The organism is Halobacillus amylolyticus (assembly GCF_022921115.1).
GTDB lineage: Bacteria > Bacillota > Bacilli > Bacillales > Halobacillaceae > Halobacillus_A > Halobacillus_A amylolyticus.
Genome location: NZ_CP095075.1, coordinates 3,516,872 through 3,539,714, shown reverse-complemented (window position 1 = coordinate 3,539,714; position 22,843 = coordinate 3,516,872). Strand labels below are relative to the sequence as shown.

Genomic DNA, 22,843 nt, shown 5'->3' with positions numbered 1-22,843 from the left:
TGTTCACCTCCCTAATAAAGATTTGTCTCTTGTTCTAATTTCTTTCGATCGTCTTGTTCGAGTTGGTTATCTGTAATAATTCCATTAATTGTACTCAAGTGACACACGTGAGCAAAAGCTCGTCGATTGAATTTACTGTGGTCTGCTACTACCCATTTCATCGTAGCGCTTTCCAACATCAATTTTTTAATGAGAGCCTTTTCCATAGAAGGCGTGGATATATCCCCATTCAAATCGATAGCATTAGCTCCTAAAAACACCATATCTACTCTGATTTGCTTTAATAGCGTTTGTACATGAGTCCCCATAAATGCGCCAATATCTTTCTGAAGTTTACCACCTGTGGAAATCACTTCAGAGTCTGAGTTCAACAATTCCATGGATATCTTGGCGTCATTCGTTACGATAAGCAAATCATCGCGCGTCTTGATTAACTTTGCGATTTCAAGATTCGTTGTTCCAGAATCCAACAAAACCTTTGCATTCGCAGGAATTATTTCAGCCGCTTTTTTTGCGATGAGCTCTTTTTCGTCCTTATAACTTGAGAGTTTAGTTTGATAAGGGATTTCCTGAGCCATTCTTTCAGGAAGGATGGCTCCACCGTGAGAGCGTACAAGCTTTCCCTCTTTTTCCAGGGAAGCCAAGTCACGCCTTATGGTCATACTGGATACTCCCAAGTCTGATGCAATTCGTTCAATATGAACTGTTCCTTGTACTCCGAGCTTATTCATAATGTGTTGACGTCTTTCTAATTGCAGCATATTGTTCATCCTTGTTATTTTATGTTCGATTTCGTTACATTATAATACCTTATCAACCATTGGTCAATAAATTATCGTTAATTAATGTTCACTTTTGTTAAATGATGTGTTCCTTTGCGATAATAGAAAACACTGCAGATGTAGATGCATCTACGGTCGGGTTACCAAAATTAAACGGCTTCATATTTATCTATAACCCTTATTGCTTTCTAGTAGACACTTATTAGCTAAGGGATGTGATCCTTTCGAATAGCTTATGAAACCACAACCTTGATTCAAAAAAATTACCTTTCTGCATAAGACAGAAAGTAAGTAATGCTTTAGTCGAACGATTATGTGAGGGAGCAAGCAAAAAATGCTCCTTGGGGAAAATCGATTAAACTAAGAACAGTTGCTTTATTTGTGAGATAAACACTGAAGGGGTGGTTGGCATAGGCTAATTTATAAATTCTTAAGCATGGAAAGAGGTATAGTATGATTCAGCTATCAGGTTCGCCCTTTCAACAAAGTGACATGTGGCCGTCTAATGGGATCGAAAGTATGATCATTCGATGGATGAAGGAAGATCCGGTCGTATATTCCTACTCCTCTATAGACGAATTGTCTTTTGAACTTGAATTACGAAAAAATATTTTATTAAGTGCAGTATCTATGAAGCGTAGCAGTGTCCAATTTGCCGTTTTTGCTAAATCTCGTTGTAACCCTCGTTACTGGAATTTGACGGATTCTGGTGGATTCAGGCTAAAGGAAGGGGTGAAGCCCTCTGAGGCGATAAAAGATATTTATGTGAACAGCTCAGAATACGCCTTCGAATGTGCAGGGGCCATGGTCATCATCTATTACCATGCCGTTTTAAATGTTATTGGGGAGACTTCTTTTAATCAGTTATTCCCAGACATCTATATATACAGCTGGCATTCTGACCCCGACCTTGGAATACATTCCACATACATTCCTAACTTTTTGCCAGGGGATGTTGTCTATTTTGAAAACCCAGACTTTGATCCCACAACCCCACAGTGGAGGGGAGAAAATGCTGTTGTTCTCGGTGATGGCATGTTTTTCGGGCATGGATTAGGCAAACGAACAGCTGAACAAATCATTACGGCCCTAAACAAAAGGAGAAATACGGGATCCAACCAATCAGCCTATCTGTCTAACCTTGTCACAAGGCCATCTTTTGATGATTTGATGAAATTTTCAATGCAGTCAAGAGAATCCTTTGTTCGTAAACAACCTTATATCATCATCAAACATAATGAGACTTCGATTTCATTTAACCGTTATTTGTCTTTTTTATATGCGGCATATAATCAGTAATATCTTTGGGAGCATCTACTGTGCTCCCTTTTTATAAAAGTCAATGCCCAATAGTGAAAATTACCTAAACAAAAGGCTGACGAGAGTTCCCGTCAGCCTTCTTAAAAAAGTTAATTAGCAACCTCATACGGTTTTATAAGGAGGTGCCTGAGATCCTGACACCTTTTTCTCGAAATTAATAACCACCGTATCCACCACCGAAGCCGCCGACAAATCCACCAGCTCCAACGATGATCAATAGAATAAAGAGGACGACAATTAAAGCAAATCCTCCACCTGCATATCCACTCATTATTACACCCCCTTCTTAACCAGAGTATGTATAAAGTCATGTATTGAAAGGGCGATTGCATTAGTTTTTCCAATAATAGGTTTATCATAGACATATGTACACGGGTATAATTTTACATTTTTCAGCATACTGGTCATCAACTAACTTGGGGTAGGTGAACCATTAATTTAAAGAGACCGAGTGCGAGAACACTCGGTCGAGGCAGCGGCTGGCCTCTCCCCCTTCTTTGCAAGGATCCAGCCGCCATTCAAATGTAACAAATACATAAAAGGCAGTTTTAACTGTGCACTATAAATACACTTCAACACCAGGGCCAAACGGAATACCTAGGAATACAAAAGCTAATAACAAGACGATCCATACTAACAAGAAAGTCACACTATATGGCAGCATCAGAGCAATCAACGTACCTAAGCCCGCCTTTTTGTCATATTCCCTCATGAATGCTAACACGATAATAATATATGGGTTCATCGGAGTAATAATATTTGTTGATGAGTCTGCAATACGATAAGCAGCCTGGATAAATGCTGGATGATAACCAAGGAAATAGAACATTTTCAAGAAGATCGGGGCTTCTAGTGCCCATTGTGCTGATCCGCTGAAGACGAGTAAATTGAGCAGGGCTGTTAGGAATACGAAGCCTATGACGACTACAATTCCGGTCACACCTACCGACTCAAGAAACTCGGCTCCGCTTACAGCTAGCCATGATCCGATATTCGTCCATTCAAAGTAGGCGATGAACTGTGCGGCTGCAAAGATGAGGACGATAAATCCGGACATGTCCTTCATCGCTTCCCCCATAAATTTAGCAATGGATCGGGTGGATTCAATTTTCTTCACCGTCACACCGTATGCGACGGCAACGGTAATAAAGAAGAGCATAATGATCGGGACAATTCCATCAAGAAATGGCGATGGAACAAGTCCTCCCTGTTCGTTCCTAAGTGCTGAGTTCGGCAAAGATATAGCAAGTACGAGCAAGCCAATATAGATTAGGCTGGCTATAGCTGCATTTCGAAGGCCTTTTCTTTCGACTTGTGTGGTATCCTCAAATTCCTTTTGTACATTTCCTTGATAGACACCAAGACGTGGCTCAACTACCTTTTCTGTAATCAATGCCCCTGTTACCGATAGAACAACAACTGATGCAATCATAAAATACCAGTTATCCACTGGGGTAACGGTAACTGCCGTATCAAGTGTTTGCATAACCTCGGAAGAAATACCTGATAAAACAGCATCCGTGTTGGTAACGAGGATGTTTGCCGTAAAACCAGATCCTACCCCAGCAAACCCGGCAGCAAGTCCTGCTAATGGGTGGCGTCCCACGTTATAGAAAACCATTGCCGCTAATGGAGGAACAATAACAAACGCGGCATCCGCAGCGAGGTTCCCTAATATTCCTGTGAAAATGACCGCATAGGTAATGAGCGGTTTTGGTGCTTTTAAAATCGTATTTTTAATAAATGTTTCAATTAAGCCGACTTTATCAGCTAGACCAATCCCGAGCATCATCGCTAGTACAATGCCGAGTGGCTTAAATCCAACAAAGTTATCTAGCATCGACGTCAACATGTACTGAAGACCTTCACCAGAAATTAAGTTTTTTATGGCCATTTCTTCTTCTTTACCTGGCAGCGTAAAAGTGACATCAAATAAGGAAATAATCCATGATAAAATAATAACGCCGACTGCCAAATAAACAAATAGTATAAAAGGGTCGGGTAATTTATTGCCCACCCGTTCAATTCCATTTAAGAGCTTGGATAATTTAGTATTACCCTCTTGTTTTTTCATTTAGTTCACCTCTCAGCTGTTGTTTTCTATTTCAACAAGTACAATTAGTATGTGCGTTCCATCACTGTACAAAGCACACCTGTTTGAACTGCTCAATATTATACACGACGTGTAATACCAAGTATATTAGTACGATTTAAAGGGGAAAACCTTATTAGGACACGGAGGGAAACTTCACCTTTATTAAAAATAGCCATTCTATGGGTGACATGAATGAGCATGTTTATGACCCACTACTAAGAAACATTCATGGTCTTCCCCTTGATATAAAAATGGTCTCTTCTCTTTTTTCTTGTTATAATAGATGGAGTAAGAATGGGAGGAGGAATCATAGTGGAAAAGGAAATTTTACAAGCAATCAAAGAGCTGCACAAAGAAGTTAAGTCAAATCAAGAAACAGCAGAAAAATTTCAAGAAGAAATGACAGGCTTTAAGAAGGATATGTTGGGCTTTGAAGAAGAAATGAGAAGCTTTAAAGTAGAAATGACAAGCTTTAAAGAAGAAATGACAAGCTTTAAAGAAGACTCGATGGGCTTTCAGCAAGAAATGAGAAGCTTTAAAGAAGACTCGATGGGCTTTCAGCAAGAGATGACAAGCTTTAAAGAAGATTCGATGGGCTTTCAGCAAGAAATGAGAAACTTTCGAAAAGAAACAAATGAACGTTTTGAAAAGATTGAAGAACATGTTGAATTTCTTTCAAACAAGACTTGGGAGAATGAACAAGAAATATTCACCTTGAAAAAGAAGATAAAATAAATTAAACACCCTCTTTGTCGTGGATAAATTCCAATCACATGAATGCCAAAGTTCACAACTTTTTCTTCCTCGAACGTTACACTCCCCCTCAGCTGAAACTTTTCAAAGATTTCTTCTAAAGAGGTGAGTTCAATGGACAAGAACACCCAAATATATTTTGAAAATCTAAAATCAAAAGATAAGAACATTCAATACGAGGCTTATACCAATATTATGGAAGCTACCAATGAACAGGTAAATTGGGCTTATGAAGTGTGGGATCAGCTCAAAGGAGACCTAACCCACCCCGATCATCATCAGCGATCAAGGGCTGCCCAATTCCTCGCTAACTTATCAAAAAGTGACCCATCTCAGAGAATGCTTGAAGACTTTCCAGCCGTATGGGAAGTCACGAAGGATCCGAAGTTTGTTACTGCAAGACACAGCCTGCAAGCCATTTGGAAAGTAGGTTTAGCTGGTCCTAAGCTAAGGGAGGTGGTGGTCGATCATCTTGTGGAGCGTTTTCGAAACTGTGAAAATGAAAAGAATTATACCTTGATTCGAAGTGACATTATTCAAGGTTTGCGGCACTTATATGATGTAGTGAAAGATGAAGAAATCGAACAAAAAGCGTTGGAGTTAGTGGATACAGTAGAAGATAGCAAGTATCGGAAGAAATATCTGGGTAAGTGGAGAAAGAAGTGAGCAGCTAATGAAAGTCATTCATGTCCTAATGAGGACCCCAAAGTCAAAAAGGTTCATCGCGAAACAATTTAAGCATTGCTTCACAATGAACTCTCTCCATATAGGATACTCTCGAACAAGTCATCTATTTACCTAGCCACTCGTTAACCTTGTCCTGGTTTGCTTCCACCCAGGCTTCGCTAATTCTTCAGTTGTTTTATCCTCCGTATCCATCGCTACTAACCATTTTCATGATAGATTCTTTTAAAACTTAATCGTGATTCTCATAAGGGGTCTTCTCAATCAACGAAGCTGCTTACCATCTGTTGCCCCAACCATTCCATGCATGCCGATAAACATTGCGGATTTCCGCTTCACCAAATGGCATAGGACTTCTAGCTAATAACCTTGTCTGTTTTAGCCCATTTTGTGTCAATCTCTCAACATCTTCCCTTGTTATATTGTACACCGATAAAGATGTTGGCAGACCCACATCCTCTACTAATTCATAAAGGGCTTGCACTACTTCCAGCACAACTTGTCTTTTATCTTTCCCTTCATAAGATATCGAGAACACTTCACCTAAGCCGTACATCTTGTCCAGGCACGAAGGCCAGATATAATGGTAGACATATGGTAAAAGTACAGCATTAGATTCACCATGTGGGATTTTAAATAACCCTCCAAGTGGGTAGGCTAGTCCGTGTACTCCAGCTACTCCTGCGTTATAAAAACTAAGCCCCGCCATAAGACTGCCTAGTGACATTTCTTTTCTGGCTTCATATGCTTTTTTATTCCAAACAGCACTTCTTAGATTTCCTACAATCCGATGCATAGCCTCTAATGCTAAAGTATCTGTGAGTGGTGTTGCGTTGACAGATGTAAATGCTTCTATAGCATGTGTTAGAGCATCCACACCGCTTGCTGCTGTAACTTTTGGCGGAAGAGTATAGGTCAAAACTGGATCTACAATCGCATAGTCAGCTAGCAGGAATTCATGTGTAATGACATCTTTTGAGTCCGCGAGGGAAAATACGGAAATATCTGTAACCTCAGCTCCAGTACCTGCAGTTGTCGGGACCAACACGGTAGGAATACCCTTTTCTTTCAATTGCCTTTCACCTGTTAGGTTCAAGTAATCTTCCACACGACCAGCATTAGCCGCAAGTACTGCCGAAGCCTTTGCTAAATCCAGTGCGCTGCCTCCGCCAATTCCAATGACTAGATCCGGCTTTTGACTTCTGACCTCTTCAACAACTCGATTTCCAACTTCAACTGACGGTTCGGGTACTACGTTGGTGGATAGATAAAATTCCACTTCATTTTCTTCAAGTATAGATAATATAGGGTTAATGACTTCAAGTTCTTTTAATATCGGATCCGTTAACACAAATACTTTTTTGGCACTCAAGCTTTTAGTAATCGTTTCTAGATTTTTTATTGAATGTTCACCATGGTAGATATTTTGTGGGGATATAAATGAATACATAAAATCATCGCTCCTTTCTATTTTAAAAACAATTAACGATAGGTTCTCTGGATAAGTTAATGAATCCGCTTACAAATTACATATTCAGTTATATCCTATCACTCTATTGATTCCTCCCCTTCGTACAAATGTGACTCCAACTGCCTTCTAATACTATCCGTTATAGGTTCGGATTTCTGATTTTCCTGATTGAAGTTCACATAAGTCGCTGTCCCTCTCGCACATAACCGATCACCCTGCCATAACTCTTCATATAAGTCCAAACTTGAATTTCCGATTCTTTTAACCCATGTGTGTACAGTTACGTTTCTTCCAAAATAGATTTGACTCAAATAATCTACGTTCATATTAAGAATGATCATTTTCCAATTTGTGAAGGAACTGTCTGGATTAAAGAGTTTGAATAGATCATTTCGTGCCGCCTCAAACCATATAGGGATCGTCGTATTGTTGATGTGTCCAACCCCGTCTGTCTCTGAGACTCGTGGTTCGATTACTTTTTTGTACATGTCTTCCCCTCCCTCTTTTTAACAGATGCTTTGCCCTCTCAATCATTGGAAAGCACTATATTTTCTATGAATAACATTCTATACTTATAGTAACCTATTCCATATATATGTAAATAAATTTTAAATAAGAATGATCTTAACCGTACAGATGGTTGAATAGAATTATCATCCTTTATATGATGAAGTACAAAATGAAGAAATCAAACAAAGAGCAATGAATTTGATTGATACGGTAGATTCTAAGAAGTACTTGACTCATTGAAGGAAGAAGTAACGAAATAAAAAAATGAAGTCATACGGGGACATTTTAAACATCTAGGTATGACTTTGCTTCAAGCAAAAAGTGAACAGAGTCTACTAGCTTATTCAGAGACGATAACAGATATCAAGACTGGAGACATGTATATGCAAATCAGTGAAGAATGTTCAAAAAATGGATGGAAGAAGTTTACCTTGGCCAATGATCAGGGAATGTCTGTCAGCGCATTAAACTACGGTGGTATTATTACTGAAATCCTTGTCCCTAATCAGAACGGACTTATTGAAAATGTAGTGCTCGGCTATGAAAACGATGAGGACTACAGAAACGATCCAAATTTTTTGGAGCGATTATTGGAAGGGTCGCAGGTCGGATTGATGGCTCCTCTTTTACAATTGAAGGAAAAAAGTATCCTCTCGTTGCCAATGAGGGGACCAATCATTTACACGGGGGCCCTAAAGGGTTTCATACGAAAGTTTGGAAGGCTCATTCTTTCCAAACAAGCAGTTCGGTCGGTGTTAAATTCATGTATGAAAGTCCTGATTTGGAGGGTGGGTATCCTGGCAATCTTTTGGTTGAGGTGACCTATCAATTAAATAACTTTAATCAGCTAACGATAGATTATCAAGCTGCGAGTGACAAAGACACAGCCCTTGCTCTAACAAATCATACTTATTTTAATTTAAGCGGAAATCTCAAACGTACAATTCATAAACATCGGGTCTTGGTTGATAGTAATAAATTCGTAGAGTTGGATGAATCTCTTATACCAACAGGAAAAATTAGACCTGTGGAGAACACTCCTTTTGACTTTAGACAAGAAAGGTCCTTAACATCTGGAATACATTCTAATTTCAAACAAAATCTCCTTGCTAGATCGGGGTATGATCATTATTTTCTTTTTGATCGAAAGAAGCAAGAGGCAGTTGTCGTAAAGGATTATGAAAGCGGCCGTGTTATGCGCATAAACACAGACCAACCTGGAATGGTGATGTACACGTCAAACAACTTAACAAGTGAGCATCAATTAGCAGGCAGACGTTCCGAAAAATATTTAGGCGTTTGTTTTGAAACACAGGCTGCTCCTGCCTCCCTCCATCACAATGGATTTCCATCTATCCTTTTAAAGACAGATGAGCCTTATTCGCAACAAACATCTTTCACGTTTGAAACCAACTAAAAAGACAGGAGTCATTCTCCTGTCTTTTTAGTCCATCATCTTGATCTTTTTAATACACTCCTCGAATGGAATCGTGTACTTCCTGTTGGTAGAATTGTTGCAGCTGTTGCAATTCTTGTGTTGAAAAGGGCTTGACATTCAATGCCTGAAGATTGTCTTCTACCTGGCTCTTGTTACGAAAACCGGGAATGACACTCGTTACGGCCTCTTGTTGCATAACCCATTTTAAGGCTGCTCTTCCCATGTTTCCACGATCTCCTCCAATCCAATCAAGTTTTTTACTTAACTCAACTCCTTTTGCGAAATCTAAGCCAGCAAATGTTTCCCCGACGTTAAAAGCATCTCCATTACGATTAAAATGACGGTGGTCATCTTCCTCAAACGTATGCTCATGGTTGAACTTTCCTGTTAACAGCCCACTGGCTAAAGGTACCCGTGCTAGAATCCCAACTCCCTTTTCCATAGCTGCAGGGAATAGTTTATCTAACGGCTTTTGCCGAAACATGTTAAAAATTACTTGCAGTGAACTAGCATTAGTATGTTCAAGTACATACATTCCTTCTTCAACTGACTCCACGCTAACCCCATAATAACGGAGTTTACCTTGTTGTTTTAGTTTTTCTAGCACCCTAAAGACCGAGCCCTCTTTTAAAACTTCAAGTGGAGGACAATGAATTTGGTAAAGGTCCACATGATCTCGATTCAGTCGTTTAAGACTGTCTTCTAAATAATTCGATACTTGTTCCATGGAGTATGTTTGTAGCTCATTGATATTTCCCTGCCGACAAAATTTAGTCGCAATTTGAATATCCTGTTCTTTCCCTTTAGTGGCTTCAGCCAATAATTCCTCACTATGACCCATGCCGTAAACATCCGCCGTATCGAAGAAATTCACACCAGCTTTCATAGCTGTTTGAAGTGCCTCTAACGCTTCACGGTCATCTGTTTTGCCCCAACTCCCACCAATAGCCCATGTACCGAAACTTAGCTCACTAATAGTCAGATCGGTAGTACCCAGTTGATTGTATTTCATTTTTGCCACCTTCCAATTTAAAAGTCTAGTCCTTTACATAACATAAGGAAGCAAACTTGTGCATTTATTCACGATAAGGAGCTAATCGTTTATTTAGGGTTTTTGTCTGATGATAGACATCCTTATAAATTTCAAACAGTTCTTCATATTCGCGTACTTTATCTTTTTGTGGTGTATATTTCTGATCAATCTTTAAAAAATGATCGGCACATTCCTGCAGCGTACCGAACCAGCCACATCCATAGGCAGCGATCATGGCTGCGCCAACTCCTGGCCCTTGTGCACTTGCTAGTTTAATGATATCGGCATTGAAAATGTTGGCCTGCATCTGTAGCCAGTACTCATTATTTGCTCCCCGCCGGTTGATACGATCGTATCAACCTTCTTATCATTTTGCCGAAAAATCTCAATTGATTCATTTAAGGAGAAAGTGATGCCTTCCATAACGGCGTGCACGAAGTCTTTTCTTCTGTGTGAGCTATCTATTCCTATAAAACTGCCGCGGATCATAGCATCCGCATGTGGTGTTCTTTCTCCTGAGACATAAGGGGTAAACAATAAACCGTTTGAACCTGGTGGAATCGTCTCTACATCTTGAACAAAATCTTCAAAACTTTCATCACTGGCAAATACCTCTTTAAACCAGCTCAAGCTATAACCAGCCGCGAGGGTCACTCCCATCGTATAATAAGCATTAGGAGCTCCGTGGTTAAAATAATGTACCCTACCACCAAAGTCTTTACGATTGCTTGACTCATAAGAGAGAATAACTCCTGATGTGCCAATACTACATAGCGTTTTCCCTTGCTCTAGAACGCCCGATCCTATGGCTCCACAAGCATTGTCTGCGCCTCCAGCAAAGACTTTCGTAGTTGTAGCTAATCCCGTCACATCGGCTACATGTGGCAGAATGTTCCCCGTTTGATCATAAGAAGCGACTAACGGAGGGCAAAGCTCACGATCGACTTCGAGTGCCTTGCCTATTTCTACGCTCCACTCACTTGCCTCTACATCCAATAACAACGTCCCGGCTGCATCTGAATAGTCCATAGCCAGTTCACCCGTTAGTTTGTATCGCAAGTAATCTTTCGGTAACACAAACGTACTTGCTTTCTCGTAAACACGGGGTTCATGCTCTTTCACCCATAAAATTTTCGGTAACGTAAACCCTTCAAGAGCTTGGTTTTTCGTAATTTCTAGTAACCGCTTCTCCCCGACAGTTTCATAGATCTGCTGACACTGAGCTGTCGTTCTCGTGTCATTCCACAAAATCGCATTTCGTAATGGTTGGCCCTGTTCGTCCATTAGTACCAGACCATGCATCTGTCCGGAAAAACTGATTCCTTCGATCTCCTCAGATGAACAAGGACCTTCTCGCAGCAGCTGTTTTATACCTTTCAAGGTCGCCTCGACCCAGTCATTCGGGTCTTGTTCACTGTATCCTTGTTTCTCTTGAATCAATGGATAGGGTTTTGAAACCTCATAATTAATTTCTCCCTTCTGATCCACAAGCAAAAGCTTCACTGCACTCGTTCCTAAATCAATCCCGATTACGTGTTTCACTGTCATCATTCCCCTGCATAGGCCCTCAACAAATACTGGTTTAAGGTAGATTTAATTTTTTCCAATTGGCCTGATTTTTGTGGAATTGCATCTAACTTCAGAGCATGGTCTTCTAATGAATGAAAATTAGCTTTTCCCTCGACAATTTCTTTTCCAATCCCTCTGCCAAAACTATCGTACCTTTCCTCAATGATCTCCTCCAGCACACGGTCATCGTATAATTTCTGAGCAACCTTAAATCCAACAGCAAAGCTATCCATACCTGCAATGTGAGCATGGAACAAGTCCTCGGGTGCAAAGGATCCACGACGAACCTTTGCATCAAAGTTCAGTCCTCCATGACCAAGACCGCCGTTTTTAATAATTTCATACATAGCAAGCGTCGTTGCGTATAGATCGGTTGGAAATTCGTCCGTATCCCAACCTAAAAGGGGGTGGCCCTGGTTGGCATCCACAGATCCTAACAGCCCATTCACACGTGCATATTGAAGTTCATGTTCAAACGTGTGCCCCGCAAGCGTTGCATGATTGGCCTCAATATTAAATTTAAAACGATCTTGAAGATCATATCTTTGTAAAAAGGCATAGCCAGAAGCAACATCAAAGTCATATTGATGCGTTGTTGGCTCCTTAGGCTTCGGTTCAATAAGAAATTGACCGTCATACCCGATTTCGTCCGCATAATTAACCGCTAAATGGAAGAATCGGCCTAGATTATCAAGTTCCAGCTTCATATCTGTATTCAAAAGCGTCTCATAACCTTCACGTCCACCCCAGAATACATAGTTTTCAGAACCTAACTCCTTTCCAATTTCGAGGCCCTTTTTCACTTTGGCTGCAGCATAGGCAAAAACATCGGCGCTATTTGATGAGGCTGCCCCATGGACAAAGCGTGGATGGGTAAAGTTATTTACCGTGTTCCATAGAAGTTTCGTTTTACTATCTTTCATATAATCCTTAATCATGCTTACAATTGTATCCAAGTTTTGATTCGATTCTCTTAAATTGCTTCCTTCAGGGGCGATATCCACATCATGAAAGCAGAAATAAGGAACATTCATCTTATCGAAGAATTCAAAGGCCGCTTCCACTCGAGCCTTAGCTAGATCCATCCCCTCGTATTTATCCCACGACCGTACAGCTGTGCCAACACCAAAAGGATCAGATAAGTCCTCTGTAAAGGTGTGCCAGTAGGCAACGCTGAAGCGTAGAAATTCCTCCATCGTTTGATTCCCTACTTTTTCTTCTGGATTGTAAAATTTGAACGCGTATGGATTAGTCGATTTGGGTCCCTCATATTGAATGCGATTAATGTTAGTAAAGTATGTCATTCGTAATACCTCCTGAATTTTTAAATAATATCGTAGTCTACCTGGGGTAAGTAATCTTTACTGTTTCATTTTTTTGTGTATAATGATTCATGTCTAAGTGATCAACTTAAAAGGAGCACGATTTTTCTATGAATCTCTTTGGAAGTCAGTTATATAGAATAATGGAATGGGTGACGCGATTCGCTTTCTTACAAGTTTTATGGATCGTTTTCACCATCGCTGGTTTAGGAATTTTTGGTATATTTCCTTCTACGATTGCCGTGTTCTCTATCATCCGAAATTGGATTTTAGGCAAAGATCATACGCCTTTGTTCAAATCGTTTATTCACTATTACAAAACTGAATTTTGGAAAAGTAACCTTTTAGGTGCCTTTGTCTTGATCATTGTTTCTCTGATCAGTATAGACATTTACTATGTTCAATTAAGCAGTATATTTACTTGGACTTACATCCCCTTATTCTCTTTCATGCTTATTTCAGTATTATTTATTTTCTATACTTTCCCAGTATTTGTACATTATGATCTTACTATTTTACAAACACTTAAAAACTCTTTCCTCATTATGCTAATCAGCCCAATTCAAAGTTTACTGATCATTATCTCTCTCATTTCCCTGTTTATCATTATGAGATATCTACCCGCTCTAGGGTTCATATTTGGTATAAGCAGTTATTCATTCGTAACGATGTGGCTAAGTCTTCATGCATTTCGAAATGTTAGTAAAATGCAAGCTCCCTCTGCATCAAATGATTCTTAGGAACCAAGAGGGAGAATTACCCTTTCACCGCACTAGATGAAATTCCTTCAACTACTTTATTACTAAAGAAAATAAAAGCTATCAAAATAGGTAATAAGCTTATGACTAGTGTCGCACCAATAGCTCCCCAATCGGTCATATATTGCCCGATGAAGTTCTGTATCCCAACTGTGAGTGTTTTGTATTTGTCCGAGCTGATAAACGTATTAACAAATACAAATTCATTCCAGTTATAAATCATATTAATAATCACAATCGTTGATAGGACGGGAGTGGTCATCGGTAAGATGATTCTAAAAAACATTCTATGAATGGAACAACCATCAATCACGGCTGCTTCTTCAATTTCACGTGGCAATGTATAGTAAAAACCAAGTAAAATCATCATGGTAATAGGCAAGTTATACCCGGTATAAGTGATTACAATTGACCATGGGTTGTCGATTAAACCTACATTTAAAAACATGCTAAACAACGGTATGATCGAAGAATGAATCGGTATCATTAAACCTACCATGAACAACCCAAGTACGAATTTGTTAAATTTCCACTGCATCCTTGTAATAGCGAAGGTAGCCATACTGGCAAAAAGTGATGTGAAGACAATAGCTACGACGGTAATCCAGACACTATTAAAAAAGTAAGTCCCAATACCACCCTCCCAAACTTTAAGATAGTTTTCCCACTTCCACTCTTTCGGCAAGGCAAAAGGTGATCCAGCGAATATCTCCCGATTACCTTTTAGTGAGAATAGAAATAACCAGATGATCGGTAGTATTTGAAAAACAGCGACTACCCCAAGACATAAGTAAAGAATAATATATCCCAAACGATTCAAAGGTACTCCCTCCTTCTAATATTGAACTTCCTCATCGTTAGCCGTTAATCTACGAATAATCACTGTAACAATTAATGTAATAATTAATAGCAGAAATCCAATTGCACTACCATAACCAAAGTCATTAGTGCTAAAAGCGAGCTTGTACATATAAGAAGCCATTACCTCACTAGCTCCATTTGGACCTCCACCTGTCATGACATAGATTAAATCGAAGTATTTCAGTGAACCAACAATGGCTAGCACTATAGTCACTTTTACAACTCCCATAATAAGCGGAAGTTTAATTTTATAAGCAATTTGGATTGGAGAAGCACCATCTATCTTTGCTGCTTCAATGAGTGAGTTAGGAATATTTTTTAATGCTGCATAGTAAATCAAAATATAAAAACCAGCATATTGCCATAGGATAGGTATGAAAATTGCATACAAGACAATATCAGGATTAGCAAGCCAAATCGGAGGTTTTTCAACTCCAAAGAATAGTAAAATTCTATTTAATATACCATTTGTAGGATTAAAAACCTTAATCCACAACTGAGCAATAGCAACTGAAGATAGCAGCATAGGAATAAGGTATATCTTTCTTAAGAAATCCGCCCCTTTTATTTTAGAAGCAAGAATCATAGATACAGCGAGATAAATTGCCAAGCTTAACGTGGAAAATATTGCCAATAAAAAAGAATGGAGAGCACTATCCCAGAAGTTTTTATCCTGGATCGCATTAATATAGTTTTCTAAACCTATAAACTCCATGGCCCCTATTCCATTCCAATCCATCAACCCGTAGTATGCGGTTAGAATTAATGGGATAAAGATCAGAATTCCAACTAATAAGAGGGCTGGGAGAATATAGATAGCAATCATCCACTTATTAGACATGACTTTGTTCATTACATTTCCCCCTAAGGAAAGAAAAGGATAATCCAATAAGCGGGGTTACCCTTTCCTCTCTTCTTTTGTAATATCATTCTACTCTTGTTTTGAGAGAGCTTCCTCATGGGCTTCAGCAAATTGTTCAGGTGTTACTTCCCCTCCAAATAGAGCCTGGATCTGATCCAAGTGAACTTGAGCGGCATCTGGATTCATTTGAACATCGGCAAACAGTGTTAAGTTGCTTGCATTGTTCAGATCATTTAATACATTGACATACATTTGAGGCAGCTCCATAGATTCAGCGTCAACTTTTGTTGCTGGAATGACGCCTGCTTCTTTCACAGATTTTTCGCCCCACTCCTTAATGAAGAAAGATACAAACTCTTTCGCTTCTGCTTTTACGTCAGAGTTTTCAGCTACAAACATTCCAACGCCTGGTCCGCCCACAAAGCTATCTTTATCTCCATTTCCATTTACAGTTGGGAACTTAAAGTAGCCAACAGAATCCCGGAACTCTTGCGGGACCTGTTCATTTGTTGTATAGTTCGGCAAATCCCAGGTTGCGATTAGATACATAGCTGCCTGCTCATTCATAAACATACTTTTGGCCTCCTGGTCAGAAATGCCATTCGTTCCACGGATAAAAGCGCCCATGTCTGCTAGTTCTTGTACTTTTTCAGCTGCCTTAACAAGTGCAGGGTCTTCAAAGGAACCATCTCCACTAATTGCTTTCGTTAATGCTTCAGAGCCACCAATTCGATCTGCAAAGTACATATACCACATGGAACCTGTCCAGCTGTCTTTATTTCCAAGGGCAATAGGTGCTACCTCGTTTTCTTTTAGCGTTGTTATTACATTTTTTAGATCCTCATATGTTTCAGGGGCCTCGAGCCCATACTCCTCAAATATAGCTTTATTATAGAAAATATTGGCAACATTAAGCTCAAGAGGCAGGCCATAAGTCGATCCATCTATCGCATAAGGCTCTGTAGTACCCGAAACGAAGGAGTCAGCCAACTCTCCCTCCAGCAGATCATCTAATGGAGCAAATTGTCCGGCTTCCACGTAAGGCTTTAAGTATCCAGCAGCCCAAGTCAAACCAACATCAGGCAGTTCATCAGAGGTAGCTAATACTTTAATCTTATCTTTGTATTGCTCATTGCTTAGCACTTCAACGTCAACAGTTATCCCCTCATTTTGGCTTTCAAAGTCAGCAACAATATCACTCACAATTTTGTTATGCTTAGCTGAACTTCCTTCAGGCCACAGATGCATAAACTCAATCGTCTTTTCGCCATCTGAAGCTGAATTGCTCTCCTCAGCTCCACTACATCCAACCAGCGCTAACAGAATAAAAGCTAAAGACAAGAGCGTTGTAATCGCTTTCTTTTTCATCTGTACTTCCCCTCCTATAAATTGTTTACCTGACACCCTTTTCAGAATGTTTAATAAAAGATTAGCAGAATTAACTTTGTTTGTCCAGTGGATAAACAAAGGTTTTCGTGATACAATTGGAAAAAATAATGAAAGTGAATGATGATATGGAAAACAGGACGTGGAATCAATTTACTATTAAGAATGGAAACAAATCATTAGTTTTAGAAACTATTATAAAGCACTCCCCCATTTCCCGGGCAGAGATCGCCAATAAGACAGGTCTTAACAAAGGCACCGTTTCCTCACAAGTTATCGAACTCTTGGATGAGGAGTTAATCTATGAAAAAGGACCAGGAGAATCAAGTGGGGGAAGAAGACCTGTTATGTTGCTTTTTAATCAAAAAGCTGGCTATTCAATAGGAATAGATATTGGTGTTAATTATATCCTTGGCATACTGACAGACTTGGAGGGGGATATTTGCGGCGAGAATTCTCTTCCGCTTCTAAACTCTGATTTTGACAATATTATTGACAAGTTATTCGGGATCATAGATTCCCTCATCTCCTATGTTCCAGCCAGTCGCTACAGTATTGTAGGGATTGGCATCGGCGTACCAGGTTCGGTAAGTAAGTTTGGAAATATTCTGCTTGCCCCTAACTTAGGTTGGAAGGAAGTTAATTTAAAAAGTTTAATGGAAGCTAAATATGATTGCCCAGTTATTGTAGAAAACGAAGCGAATGCTGGCGCTTACGGAGAGAAGGTGTTTGGCTCTGGAATAAATGAGAATGACATCGTATATGTCAGTGTAGGAGTCGGTATTGGTGTTGGCTTAATATTAAATGACCAATTGTACAGAGGAACAAATGGATTTGCCGGGGAAATGGGACACATGACCATCGAAGTCAATGGCACGAAATGCAGATGCGGGAACGTGGGGTGCTGGGAGTTATATGCCTCCGAACAAGCTCTAAAAAGTTACTCGCAGCAACTGGGCATATCCAGTGAACTAGATGAACTCGATACAATGATACTACTGGCCGAAGAAGGATGTGAAACCGCCATTCAAGCATTTCAAACGCTCGGGGAGTATTTAGGAGTCGGAATCATTAATATCGTCAACTCATTCAATCCTAAACAAGTCATCATTGGAAATAGAATAGCAAAAGCTAAAAAGTGGATGGAACAACCGCTGCGTACAAAAGCCAAAAATAACTCGTTATGGTTCCAACAAAATGATCTAAAAATAGATTTTTCAAAATTAACAACGCATTCCGCCGCACTAGGAGTTGCTGCATTTGCATTTGAAGGCTTTTTGAAATCAAATATTCCAAGCACCTTACCTGTGAGTTCAAGCTAATAAATATTATTAAAAGGAGATCTGTAAATGTCTAAAATTTTAAACCCAATTTTAACTGGATTTAATCCAGATCCGTGTATTTGTCGTGCAGGAGAAGATTATTATATTGCCGTATCCACTTTTGAGTGGTTTCCTGGAGTAGGAATCTACCATTCCAAAGACTTGAAAAATTGGCGTTTAGTTTCTAGGCCATTAAACCGTTTAAACCAATTGAACATGAAAGGCAATCCTGATTCTGGTGGAATCTGGGCCCCGGCTTTATCTTATCATGACGGACAATTTTGGCTCATTTATACAGATGTTAAAGTCGTCGATGGTCAATGGAAAGATTCTCATAATTATCTCGTTACATGTGAAAGTATCGACGGGGATTGGTCTGATCCTATCTACCTTAATAGTTCCGGGTTTGATCCTTCCCTGTTTCACGATGAAGACGGAAAGAAATACTTAGTTAATATGGTCTGGGATCACCGCGTTGGTCATCACAACTTTTATGGGATCAGCCTCCAGGAATATAGCCCTTCTCAGCAAAAATTAGTAGGACGACCGGAAATCATCTTTAAGGGAACAGATGTGAAGCTCACTGAAGCTCCACATATCTACAAGATGAACGACTATTATTACCTTTTGACGGCTGAAGGCGGGACGAAATTTGAACATCAGGCGACCATTGCACGATCCAACAGCCTCAAAGGTCCCTATGAGGTTCATCCAGATAACCCACTTATAACAACCTGGCCTTACCCACGTAACCCATTACAAAAAGCAGGACACGCTTCCATTGTCCATACTCATACAGACGAATGGTTTCTTGTTCATCTCACAGGCCGCCCCCTACCTAAAGAAACAGACGCTCTTTTAGATCCACGGGGTTATTGCCCACTAGGGAGAGAGACAGCAATCCAACGCCTGGAATGGAATAGTGATTGGCCTTATGTAGTAGGGGGAAATCAACCTTCTTCTGAGATAGAAGGCCCCATGATAGAGGAAGTACAATGGGATAAAGGCTATGATGAAAAGGATGACTTTAATTCAAATAAATTGAATAACCATTTCCAATCACTACGCATCCCTTTGGATAACGAGATAGTATCTCTCGAAGAACGTCCAAGTCATTTAAGAATTTACGGGAGGGAGTCGCTAACTTCCCGATTCATCCAAGCCTTTGTTGCTCGCAGATGGCAGCACTTCCAGTTCTATGCCGAAACTAAAGTATCCTTTGAGCCCAATACGTTTCAACAGGCAGCTGGCCTAGTAAACTATTATAATACAAAAAATTGGACAGCTCTTCAAATTACTTGGGACGAGGAGTTAAATTCAAGAATAGTAGACCTGACAACTTGCGATCATTTTTCTTTTGACCAGCCTCTTGCTAATAAAATTCAAATTCCGGAGCATGTTGAATACGTTTATTTAAGAGTAGATGTCAACACAACAACCTATACTTATTCCTATTCATTCGATGGTAAAACGTGGAACGAGATTCCGATCTCCTTCAACGCCTATAAACTGTCGGATGATTACGTGGAAGGTGGAGGGTTCTTCACTGGAGCTTTTGTAGGAATGCAGTGCCAAGACACCTCTGGGCAAAACCAGTATGCTGACTTCGATTATTTCCTATATAAAGATAGTAGTCCTATTTAATATCTATCTCTAAATAGCAGAGTACCCCAAACAAAGTCCAGTTTGGGGTTATTTTTGTCATTCGATAACTATGGGATTAGCGATCATTTCCATTAAATACCCGTTATATTCATTTGTGTACGGGTAAACTAAACACTGAATTATAAGTAGTTTATGATACAATGTACGAATAAAATAAGTGAACAGATCGTTTGGAGGATAATGAATTCATGTCTTCGTATCAACAATCCATTAAATCGCAAAATAAGATTGAAATATTGCAAACCATCATTGACCATGCCCCTCTATCTCGTACGTCTATAGCTAAGAAACTAGGAATGGCTAAAGGTACAGTATCTTCTTTGTCGACAGAGTTAATTGATAACGAGATTATATATGAGTATGGACCAGGGTCTTCAAGCGGTGGAAGAAGACCCGTTATGCTGCTTTTTAACGAAAAAGCAGCATACTCAATTGGGATCAATGTAGGGGTGAATTATATTTTAGGTGTATTAACAAATTTAAATGGAGAAATGGTAGCCGAACAAAGACAGAGTATTTCGGTGTATGACCTGGCACAGGTGCTTCCCATCATCATTAAGACGATACAAAGGTTAATAGAAGATGCCCCCTCCTCCCCTTATGGAATTATCGGGATTGGTGTAGGTGTTCCAGGAATTGTTAATCATCAAGGGACGGTTCTGTTCGCCCCAAACTTGGGATGGGAAAATGTTCATTTAAAGGGTGAGTTAGAGAATACATTTGATATCCCTGTAACGGTTGAGAATGAAGCGAATGCGGGCGCCTATGGAGAAAAGAAATATAGCTCTTCCTCTTCCATGTCAAATAACATCGTCTACGTAAGTGCCGGGATTGGCATAGGTGTGGGTCTGATTATTGATGGAAAGATCTATAGAGGTGAAGAAGGATATTCCGGGGAGCTAGGACATATGATGATCGACATCGACGGCAGGAAATGTTCCTGTGGAAGTCAAGGCTGCTGGGAAATGTATGCTTCTGAAAAAGCTTTATTATTAGAAGCTGAAAAGACTCTGGGCCCGTCTAAGGGACTTAGTCTAGAATCCCTCATCCAGGAGGCTGAAACAAACCCTGAGATAAAGGTTCTATTCGAGAAAATCGGTGATTACCTCGGTGCAGGAGTAAGTAATATTTTAAATATATTTAATCCCAAGAAAGTGGTTATCGGAAATCGCTTGGCACTGGCTAAAAACCTATTAAACGAACCTGTCAGGAAGGCGATTAACCGAAACACATTAGACTTTCATAAACAGGAAGTAGAAATAACATTTTCTTCTTTAACCCCTTATTCTACTTCATTAGGAACTTCCCGCTTTATGGTTGAAAAATTTATCACAACAACATTTTAAACTTAGAAAATTAGTAAAGAGCCGTCCACCATAAACGGCTCTTTATTAAGGGGTAATATTAATTCGAATGCCCAGATGCCTTCTGAAATTTCCCTTTCGCGCTCCCATCTTTCAATCTCATCTCTAATTGTTCTAATGATTTCCCCTTTGTTTCTGGGACAAACTTCCACACAAATAACGCGGAGAGAATACTCATAACTCCATAAAAAGTATATGTTAGTCCCCCGCTAAACTCCATCATCATTGGATACGTGGAGGAAACAAGGTAATTCGCTGCCCATTGTGCAGCTACGGCAATAGCAACAGCCTTTCCTCTAATTTTATTTGGAAAAATCTCAGAAATTAACACCCATACTACTGGACCCCAGGACATCATAAAAGAAGCTGTATAAATAATGATGAAGATGAGTGTTGCGATTCCTATAGCATTGGCATAAGCCATGCCGGCTACGCCAAACATTCCCACCGTCATCCCAACCGAGCCTATAATTAGTAAAGGCTTTCGGCCAAATTTATCCACACTCACAATCGCGATAACCGTAAAGATCACGTTAACTAATCCCATAATAATTGTTTGGAACATCGAAGCATCGCGTCCAGCGCCCATACTTTCAAAAATACGTGGAGCGTAGTATAATGCCACGTTGATTCCAACGAACTGTTGAAAGACGGATAACAAAATTCCAACTACTACAATGGCTACACCAAAGGAGAACAATCTCCCTTTTTTCATATCGAAAGAATGATTAATCTCAGCCAAAGTGGATTTTGCCACTGATTTATCATAGATTTTAGATAGAACCTTCAGCGCCTCTCCGTTTTTATTTTGGGAAGCCAAATACCTTGGTGTTTCTGGCACAGTAAATAAAAGTAGGAGAAATAAAAGTGCTGGGATTGCCTCAGACGCAAACATATACCTCCAGCCAACTTCATTAATCCATTGTGAAGTTTGTCCTCTGGCAATTCCCCAATTAACAAAATAAACAACGAGCATACCAAAAATAATAGCAAATTGATTCAGTGAGACTAAGCGCCCTCTAATACGTGATGGCGCAATCTCTCCAATATACATTGGAGAAACAGCAGACGCGAGTCCAACACCAATCCCACCAATAATACGGTATAGATTAAACGTGAAAAGAAGGGCATAACTAGGTTCGCCGTAAGTAAAAAACAGCCACTCCGGATATGCAGAACCCAAGGCCGAAATTAAAAATAAAGCGGCTGCCAAGATTAAGGTATATTTACGTCCAAACCGGGTAGAAAAATACCCGGATAATAATCCGCCGATGATACATCCAATTAAAGCACTTGATACAGTTAAACCATGTGCAAGTGAACTTAAATCTAAACTTTCAGCAAAATAAATCTGTAAGGAACCTTCAGCACCAGATATAACCGCTGTATCATAACCAAATAATAACCCACCCAACGTTGCAACAAGAGTAATTAATACGATATAAACACGTTTATGTTTTTTCATTATCTAGCAGAGTAGAAACGAAAGGCTACTCTTTCCTCCCCTCCTTAAAGTAATCGTTTTCATGAAGTCATTGTATCAATTGTAACTTAGTTTGTACAGTGGATGAACTAAGTTTGGTGCAGGTTAAGTAAAAAAGCAAAGCCGCTCGGACAGTTTATAGTCACCCGGCTTTGCTTTTCTCCA

Annotated in this window: 18 protein-coding genes and 2 pseudogenes; 8 read left to right on the top strand and 12 right to left on the bottom strand. The window is 39.7% G+C overall.

Going from position 1 to position 22,843, the window contains the following annotated elements:
• Positions 1 to 11 precede the first annotated feature (11 nt).
• Positions 12 to 761 (bottom strand): DeoR/GlpR family DNA-binding transcription regulator, encoded by a 750-nt coding sequence (locus tag MUO15_RS17915; RefSeq protein WP_245031411.1) that lies wholly within the window; start codon positions 759 to 761, stop codon positions 12 to 14.
• Positions 762 to 1,235: 474 nt separating this feature from the next.
• Here MUO15_RS17915 and MUO15_RS17910 point away from each other — a divergent pair, with 474 nt between their 5' ends.
• The gene (locus tag MUO15_RS17910; RefSeq protein WP_245031409.1) at positions 1,236 to 2,081 is read left to right on the top strand and encodes a protein-glutamine gamma-glutamyltransferase; all 846 of its coding nucleotides are present in this window, start codon (positions 1,236 to 1,238) and stop codon (positions 2,079 to 2,081) included.
• Positions 2,082 to 2,256: 175 nt separating this feature from the next.
• On the opposite strand, the gene MUO15_RS22010 is transcribed toward MUO15_RS17910, so the two are convergent.
• Both MUO15_RS22010 and MUO15_RS17900 read right to left on the bottom strand, forming a co-directional pair.
• Positions 2,257 to 2,373 (bottom strand): YjcZ family sporulation protein, encoded by a 117-nt coding sequence (locus tag MUO15_RS22010; RefSeq protein WP_318036171.1) that lies wholly within the window; start codon positions 2,371 to 2,373, stop codon positions 2,257 to 2,259.
• 288 nt (positions 2,374 to 2,661) lie between these two features.
• A complete protein-coding gene (locus tag MUO15_RS17900) occupies positions 2,662 to 4,176 on the bottom strand; it encodes an AbgT family transporter (RefSeq protein WP_245031407.1) in 1,515 nt (504 codons plus the stop codon).
• Positions 4,177 to 4,509: 333 nt separating this feature from the next.
• Between MUO15_RS17900 and MUO15_RS17895 the strand changes: the two genes are divergently transcribed.
• Positions 4,510 to 4,932, top strand: coding sequence for a hypothetical protein (locus MUO15_RS17895; protein ID WP_245031404.1), 423 nt, complete (start codon positions 4,510 to 4,512; stop codon positions 4,930 to 4,932).
• Between the two features lie 132 nt (positions 4,933 to 5,064).
• Positions 5,065 to 5,616, top strand: coding sequence for a hypothetical protein (locus MUO15_RS17890; RefSeq protein ID WP_245031402.1), 552 nt, complete (start codon positions 5,065 to 5,067; stop codon positions 5,614 to 5,616).
• A gap of 295 nt (positions 5,617 to 5,911) precedes the next feature.
• Here MUO15_RS17890 and MUO15_RS17885 read toward each other — a convergent pair whose 3' ends face one another.
• Both MUO15_RS17885 and MUO15_RS17880 read right to left on the bottom strand, forming a co-directional pair.
• Positions 5,912 to 7,084 (bottom strand): iron-containing alcohol dehydrogenase, encoded by a 1,173-nt coding sequence (locus MUO15_RS17885; protein ID WP_245031400.1) that lies wholly within the window; start codon positions 7,082 to 7,084, stop codon positions 5,912 to 5,914.
• A 98-nt stretch (positions 7,085 to 7,182) separates the two neighbouring features.
• Positions 7,183 to 7,593 carry an acyl-CoA thioesterase gene (locus tag MUO15_RS17880; protein WP_245031392.1) on the bottom strand — a complete coding sequence of 137 codons (411 nt, stop codon included), beginning with the start codon at positions 7,591 to 7,593 and terminating at the stop codon, positions 7,183 to 7,185.
• Positions 7,594 to 7,914: 321 nt separating this feature from the next.
• On the opposite strand from MUO15_RS17880, the pseudogene MUO15_RS17875 reads away from it, so the two are divergent.
• Positions 7,915 to 9,032 (top strand): annotated as a pseudogene (locus MUO15_RS17875) (aldose epimerase family protein).
• A 49-nt stretch (positions 9,033 to 9,081) separates the two neighbouring features.
• Here MUO15_RS17875 and MUO15_RS17870 read toward each other — a convergent pair.
• From MUO15_RS17870 to xylA, 3 genes and pseudogenes are all read right to left on the bottom strand, one after another.
• On the bottom strand, positions 9,082 to 10,065 hold the full coding sequence (locus MUO15_RS17870) for an aldo/keto reductase (RefSeq protein ID WP_245031390.1): 984 nt from the start codon (positions 10,063 to 10,065) through the stop codon (positions 9,082 to 9,084).
• A 64-nt stretch (positions 10,066 to 10,129) separates the two neighbouring features.
• A pseudogene (xylB, locus tag MUO15_RS17865) lies at positions 10,130 to 11,628 on the bottom strand (xylulokinase).
• 5 nt (positions 11,629 to 11,633) lie between these two features.
• On the bottom strand, positions 11,634 to 12,959 hold the full coding sequence (gene xylA, locus MUO15_RS17860; RefSeq protein WP_245031389.1) for a xylose isomerase: 1,326 nt from the start codon (positions 12,957 to 12,959) through the stop codon (positions 11,634 to 11,636).
• A 128-nt stretch (positions 12,960 to 13,087) separates the two neighbouring features.
• On the opposite strand from xylA, the gene MUO15_RS17855 reads away from it, so the two are divergent.
• Complete coding sequence (locus tag MUO15_RS17855; protein WP_245031388.1) at positions 13,088 to 13,717, top strand: YesL family protein; 630 nt, start codon at positions 13,088 to 13,090, stop codon at positions 13,715 to 13,717.
• A gap of 16 nt (positions 13,718 to 13,733) precedes the next feature.
• Here MUO15_RS17855 and MUO15_RS17850 read toward each other — a convergent pair whose 3' ends face one another.
• The 3 genes from MUO15_RS17850 to MUO15_RS17840 form a co-directional block, all read right to left on the bottom strand.
• Positions 13,734 to 14,555: a carbohydrate ABC transporter permease gene (locus tag MUO15_RS17850; protein WP_245031387.1), complete on the bottom strand. Its 822-nt coding sequence runs from the start codon at positions 14,553 to 14,555 to the stop codon at positions 13,734 to 13,736.
• 15 nt (positions 14,556 to 14,570) lie between these two features.
• Entirely contained in the window at positions 14,571 to 15,449 is an 879-nt protein-coding gene (locus tag MUO15_RS17845; protein WP_245031386.1) for a carbohydrate ABC transporter permease, read from the bottom strand.
• 78 nt (positions 15,450 to 15,527) lie between these two features.
• Entirely contained in the window at positions 15,528 to 16,826 is a 1,299-nt protein-coding gene (locus MUO15_RS17840; protein WP_245031385.1) for an ABC transporter substrate-binding protein, read from the bottom strand.
• Between the two features lie 128 nt (positions 16,827 to 16,954).
• Between MUO15_RS17840 and MUO15_RS17835 the strand changes: the two genes are divergently transcribed.
• The 3 genes from MUO15_RS17835 to MUO15_RS17825 all read left to right on the top strand — a co-directional run bounded on the left by MUO15_RS17835 (position 16,955) and on the right by MUO15_RS17825 (position 21,177).
• Positions 16,955 to 18,166 (top strand): ROK family transcriptional regulator, encoded by a 1,212-nt coding sequence (locus tag MUO15_RS17835; protein WP_245031384.1) that lies wholly within the window; start codon positions 16,955 to 16,957, stop codon positions 18,164 to 18,166.
• A gap of 27 nt (positions 18,167 to 18,193) precedes the next feature.
• Positions 18,194 to 19,810, top strand: coding sequence for a glycoside hydrolase family 43 protein (locus MUO15_RS17830; protein ID WP_245031383.1), 1,617 nt, complete (start codon positions 18,194 to 18,196; stop codon positions 19,808 to 19,810).
• Positions 19,811 to 20,019: 209 nt separating this feature from the next.
• Positions 20,020 to 21,177, top strand: coding sequence for an ROK family transcriptional regulator (locus tag MUO15_RS17825; RefSeq protein ID WP_245031382.1), 1,158 nt, complete (start codon positions 20,020 to 20,022; stop codon positions 21,175 to 21,177).
• Between the two features lie 58 nt (positions 21,178 to 21,235).
• Here the strand turns inward: MUO15_RS17825 and xylE are convergent, their stop codons facing one another.
• Positions 21,236 to 22,660: a D-xylose transporter XylE gene (xylE, locus tag MUO15_RS17820; RefSeq protein WP_245031381.1), complete on the bottom strand. Its 1,425-nt coding sequence runs from the start codon at positions 22,658 to 22,660 to the stop codon at positions 21,236 to 21,238.
• Positions 22,661 to 22,843: the final 183 nt, after the last annotated feature.

Bases quoted from the DNA above. Each gene is read 5' to 3' on its own strand.
- MUO15_RS17885 (WP_245031400.1), bottom strand. From the start codon at position 7,084: ATGTATTCATTTATATCCCCACAAAATATCTACCATGGTGAACATTCA.
- xylE (WP_245031381.1), bottom strand. From the start codon at position 22,660: ATGAAAAAACATAAACGTGTTTATATCGTATTAATTACTCTTGTTGCA.
- MUO15_RS17900 (WP_245031407.1), bottom strand. From the start codon at position 4,176: ATGAAAAAACAAGAGGGTAATACTAAATTATCCAAGCTCTTAAATGGA.
- MUO15_RS17890 (WP_245031402.1), top strand. From the start codon at position 5,065: ATGGACAAGAACACCCAAATATATTTTGAAAATCTAAAATCAAAAGAT.
- MUO15_RS17845 (WP_245031386.1), bottom strand. From the start codon at position 15,449: ATGAACAAAGTCATGTCTAATAAGTGGATGATTGCTATCTATATTCTC.
- MUO15_RS22010 (WP_318036171.1), bottom strand. From the start codon at position 2,373: ATGAGTGGATATGCAGGTGGAGGATTTGCTTTAATTGTCGTCCTCTTT.
- MUO15_RS17855 (WP_245031388.1), top strand. From the start codon at position 13,088: ATGAATCTCTTTGGAAGTCAGTTATATAGAATAATGGAATGGGTGACG.
- MUO15_RS17870 (WP_245031390.1), bottom strand. From the start codon at position 10,065: ATGAAATACAATCAACTGGGTACTACCGATCTGACTATTAGTGAGCTA.
- MUO15_RS17910 (WP_245031409.1), top strand. From the start codon at position 1,236: ATGATTCAGCTATCAGGTTCGCCCTTTCAACAAAGTGACATGTGGCCG.
- MUO15_RS17830 (WP_245031383.1), top strand. From the start codon at position 18,194: ATGTCTAAAATTTTAAACCCAATTTTAACTGGATTTAATCCAGATCCG.
- MUO15_RS17835 (WP_245031384.1), top strand. From the start codon at position 16,955: ATGAAAGTGAATGATGATATGGAAAACAGGACGTGGAATCAATTTACT.
- MUO15_RS17825 (WP_245031382.1), top strand. From the start codon at position 20,020: ATGTCTTCGTATCAACAATCCATTAAATCGCAAAATAAGATTGAAATA.
- MUO15_RS17880 (WP_245031392.1), bottom strand. From the start codon at position 7,593: ATGTACAAAAAAGTAATCGAACCACGAGTCTCAGAGACAGACGGGGTT.
- MUO15_RS17840 (WP_245031385.1), bottom strand. From the start codon at position 16,826: ATGAAAAAGAAAGCGATTACAACGCTCTTGTCTTTAGCTTTTATTCTG.
- MUO15_RS17915 (WP_245031411.1), bottom strand. From the start codon at position 761: ATGCTGCAATTAGAAAGACGTCAACACATTATGAATAAGCTCGGAGTA.
- xylA (WP_245031389.1), bottom strand. From the start codon at position 12,959: ATGACATACTTTACTAACATTAATCGCATTCAATATGAGGGACCCAAA.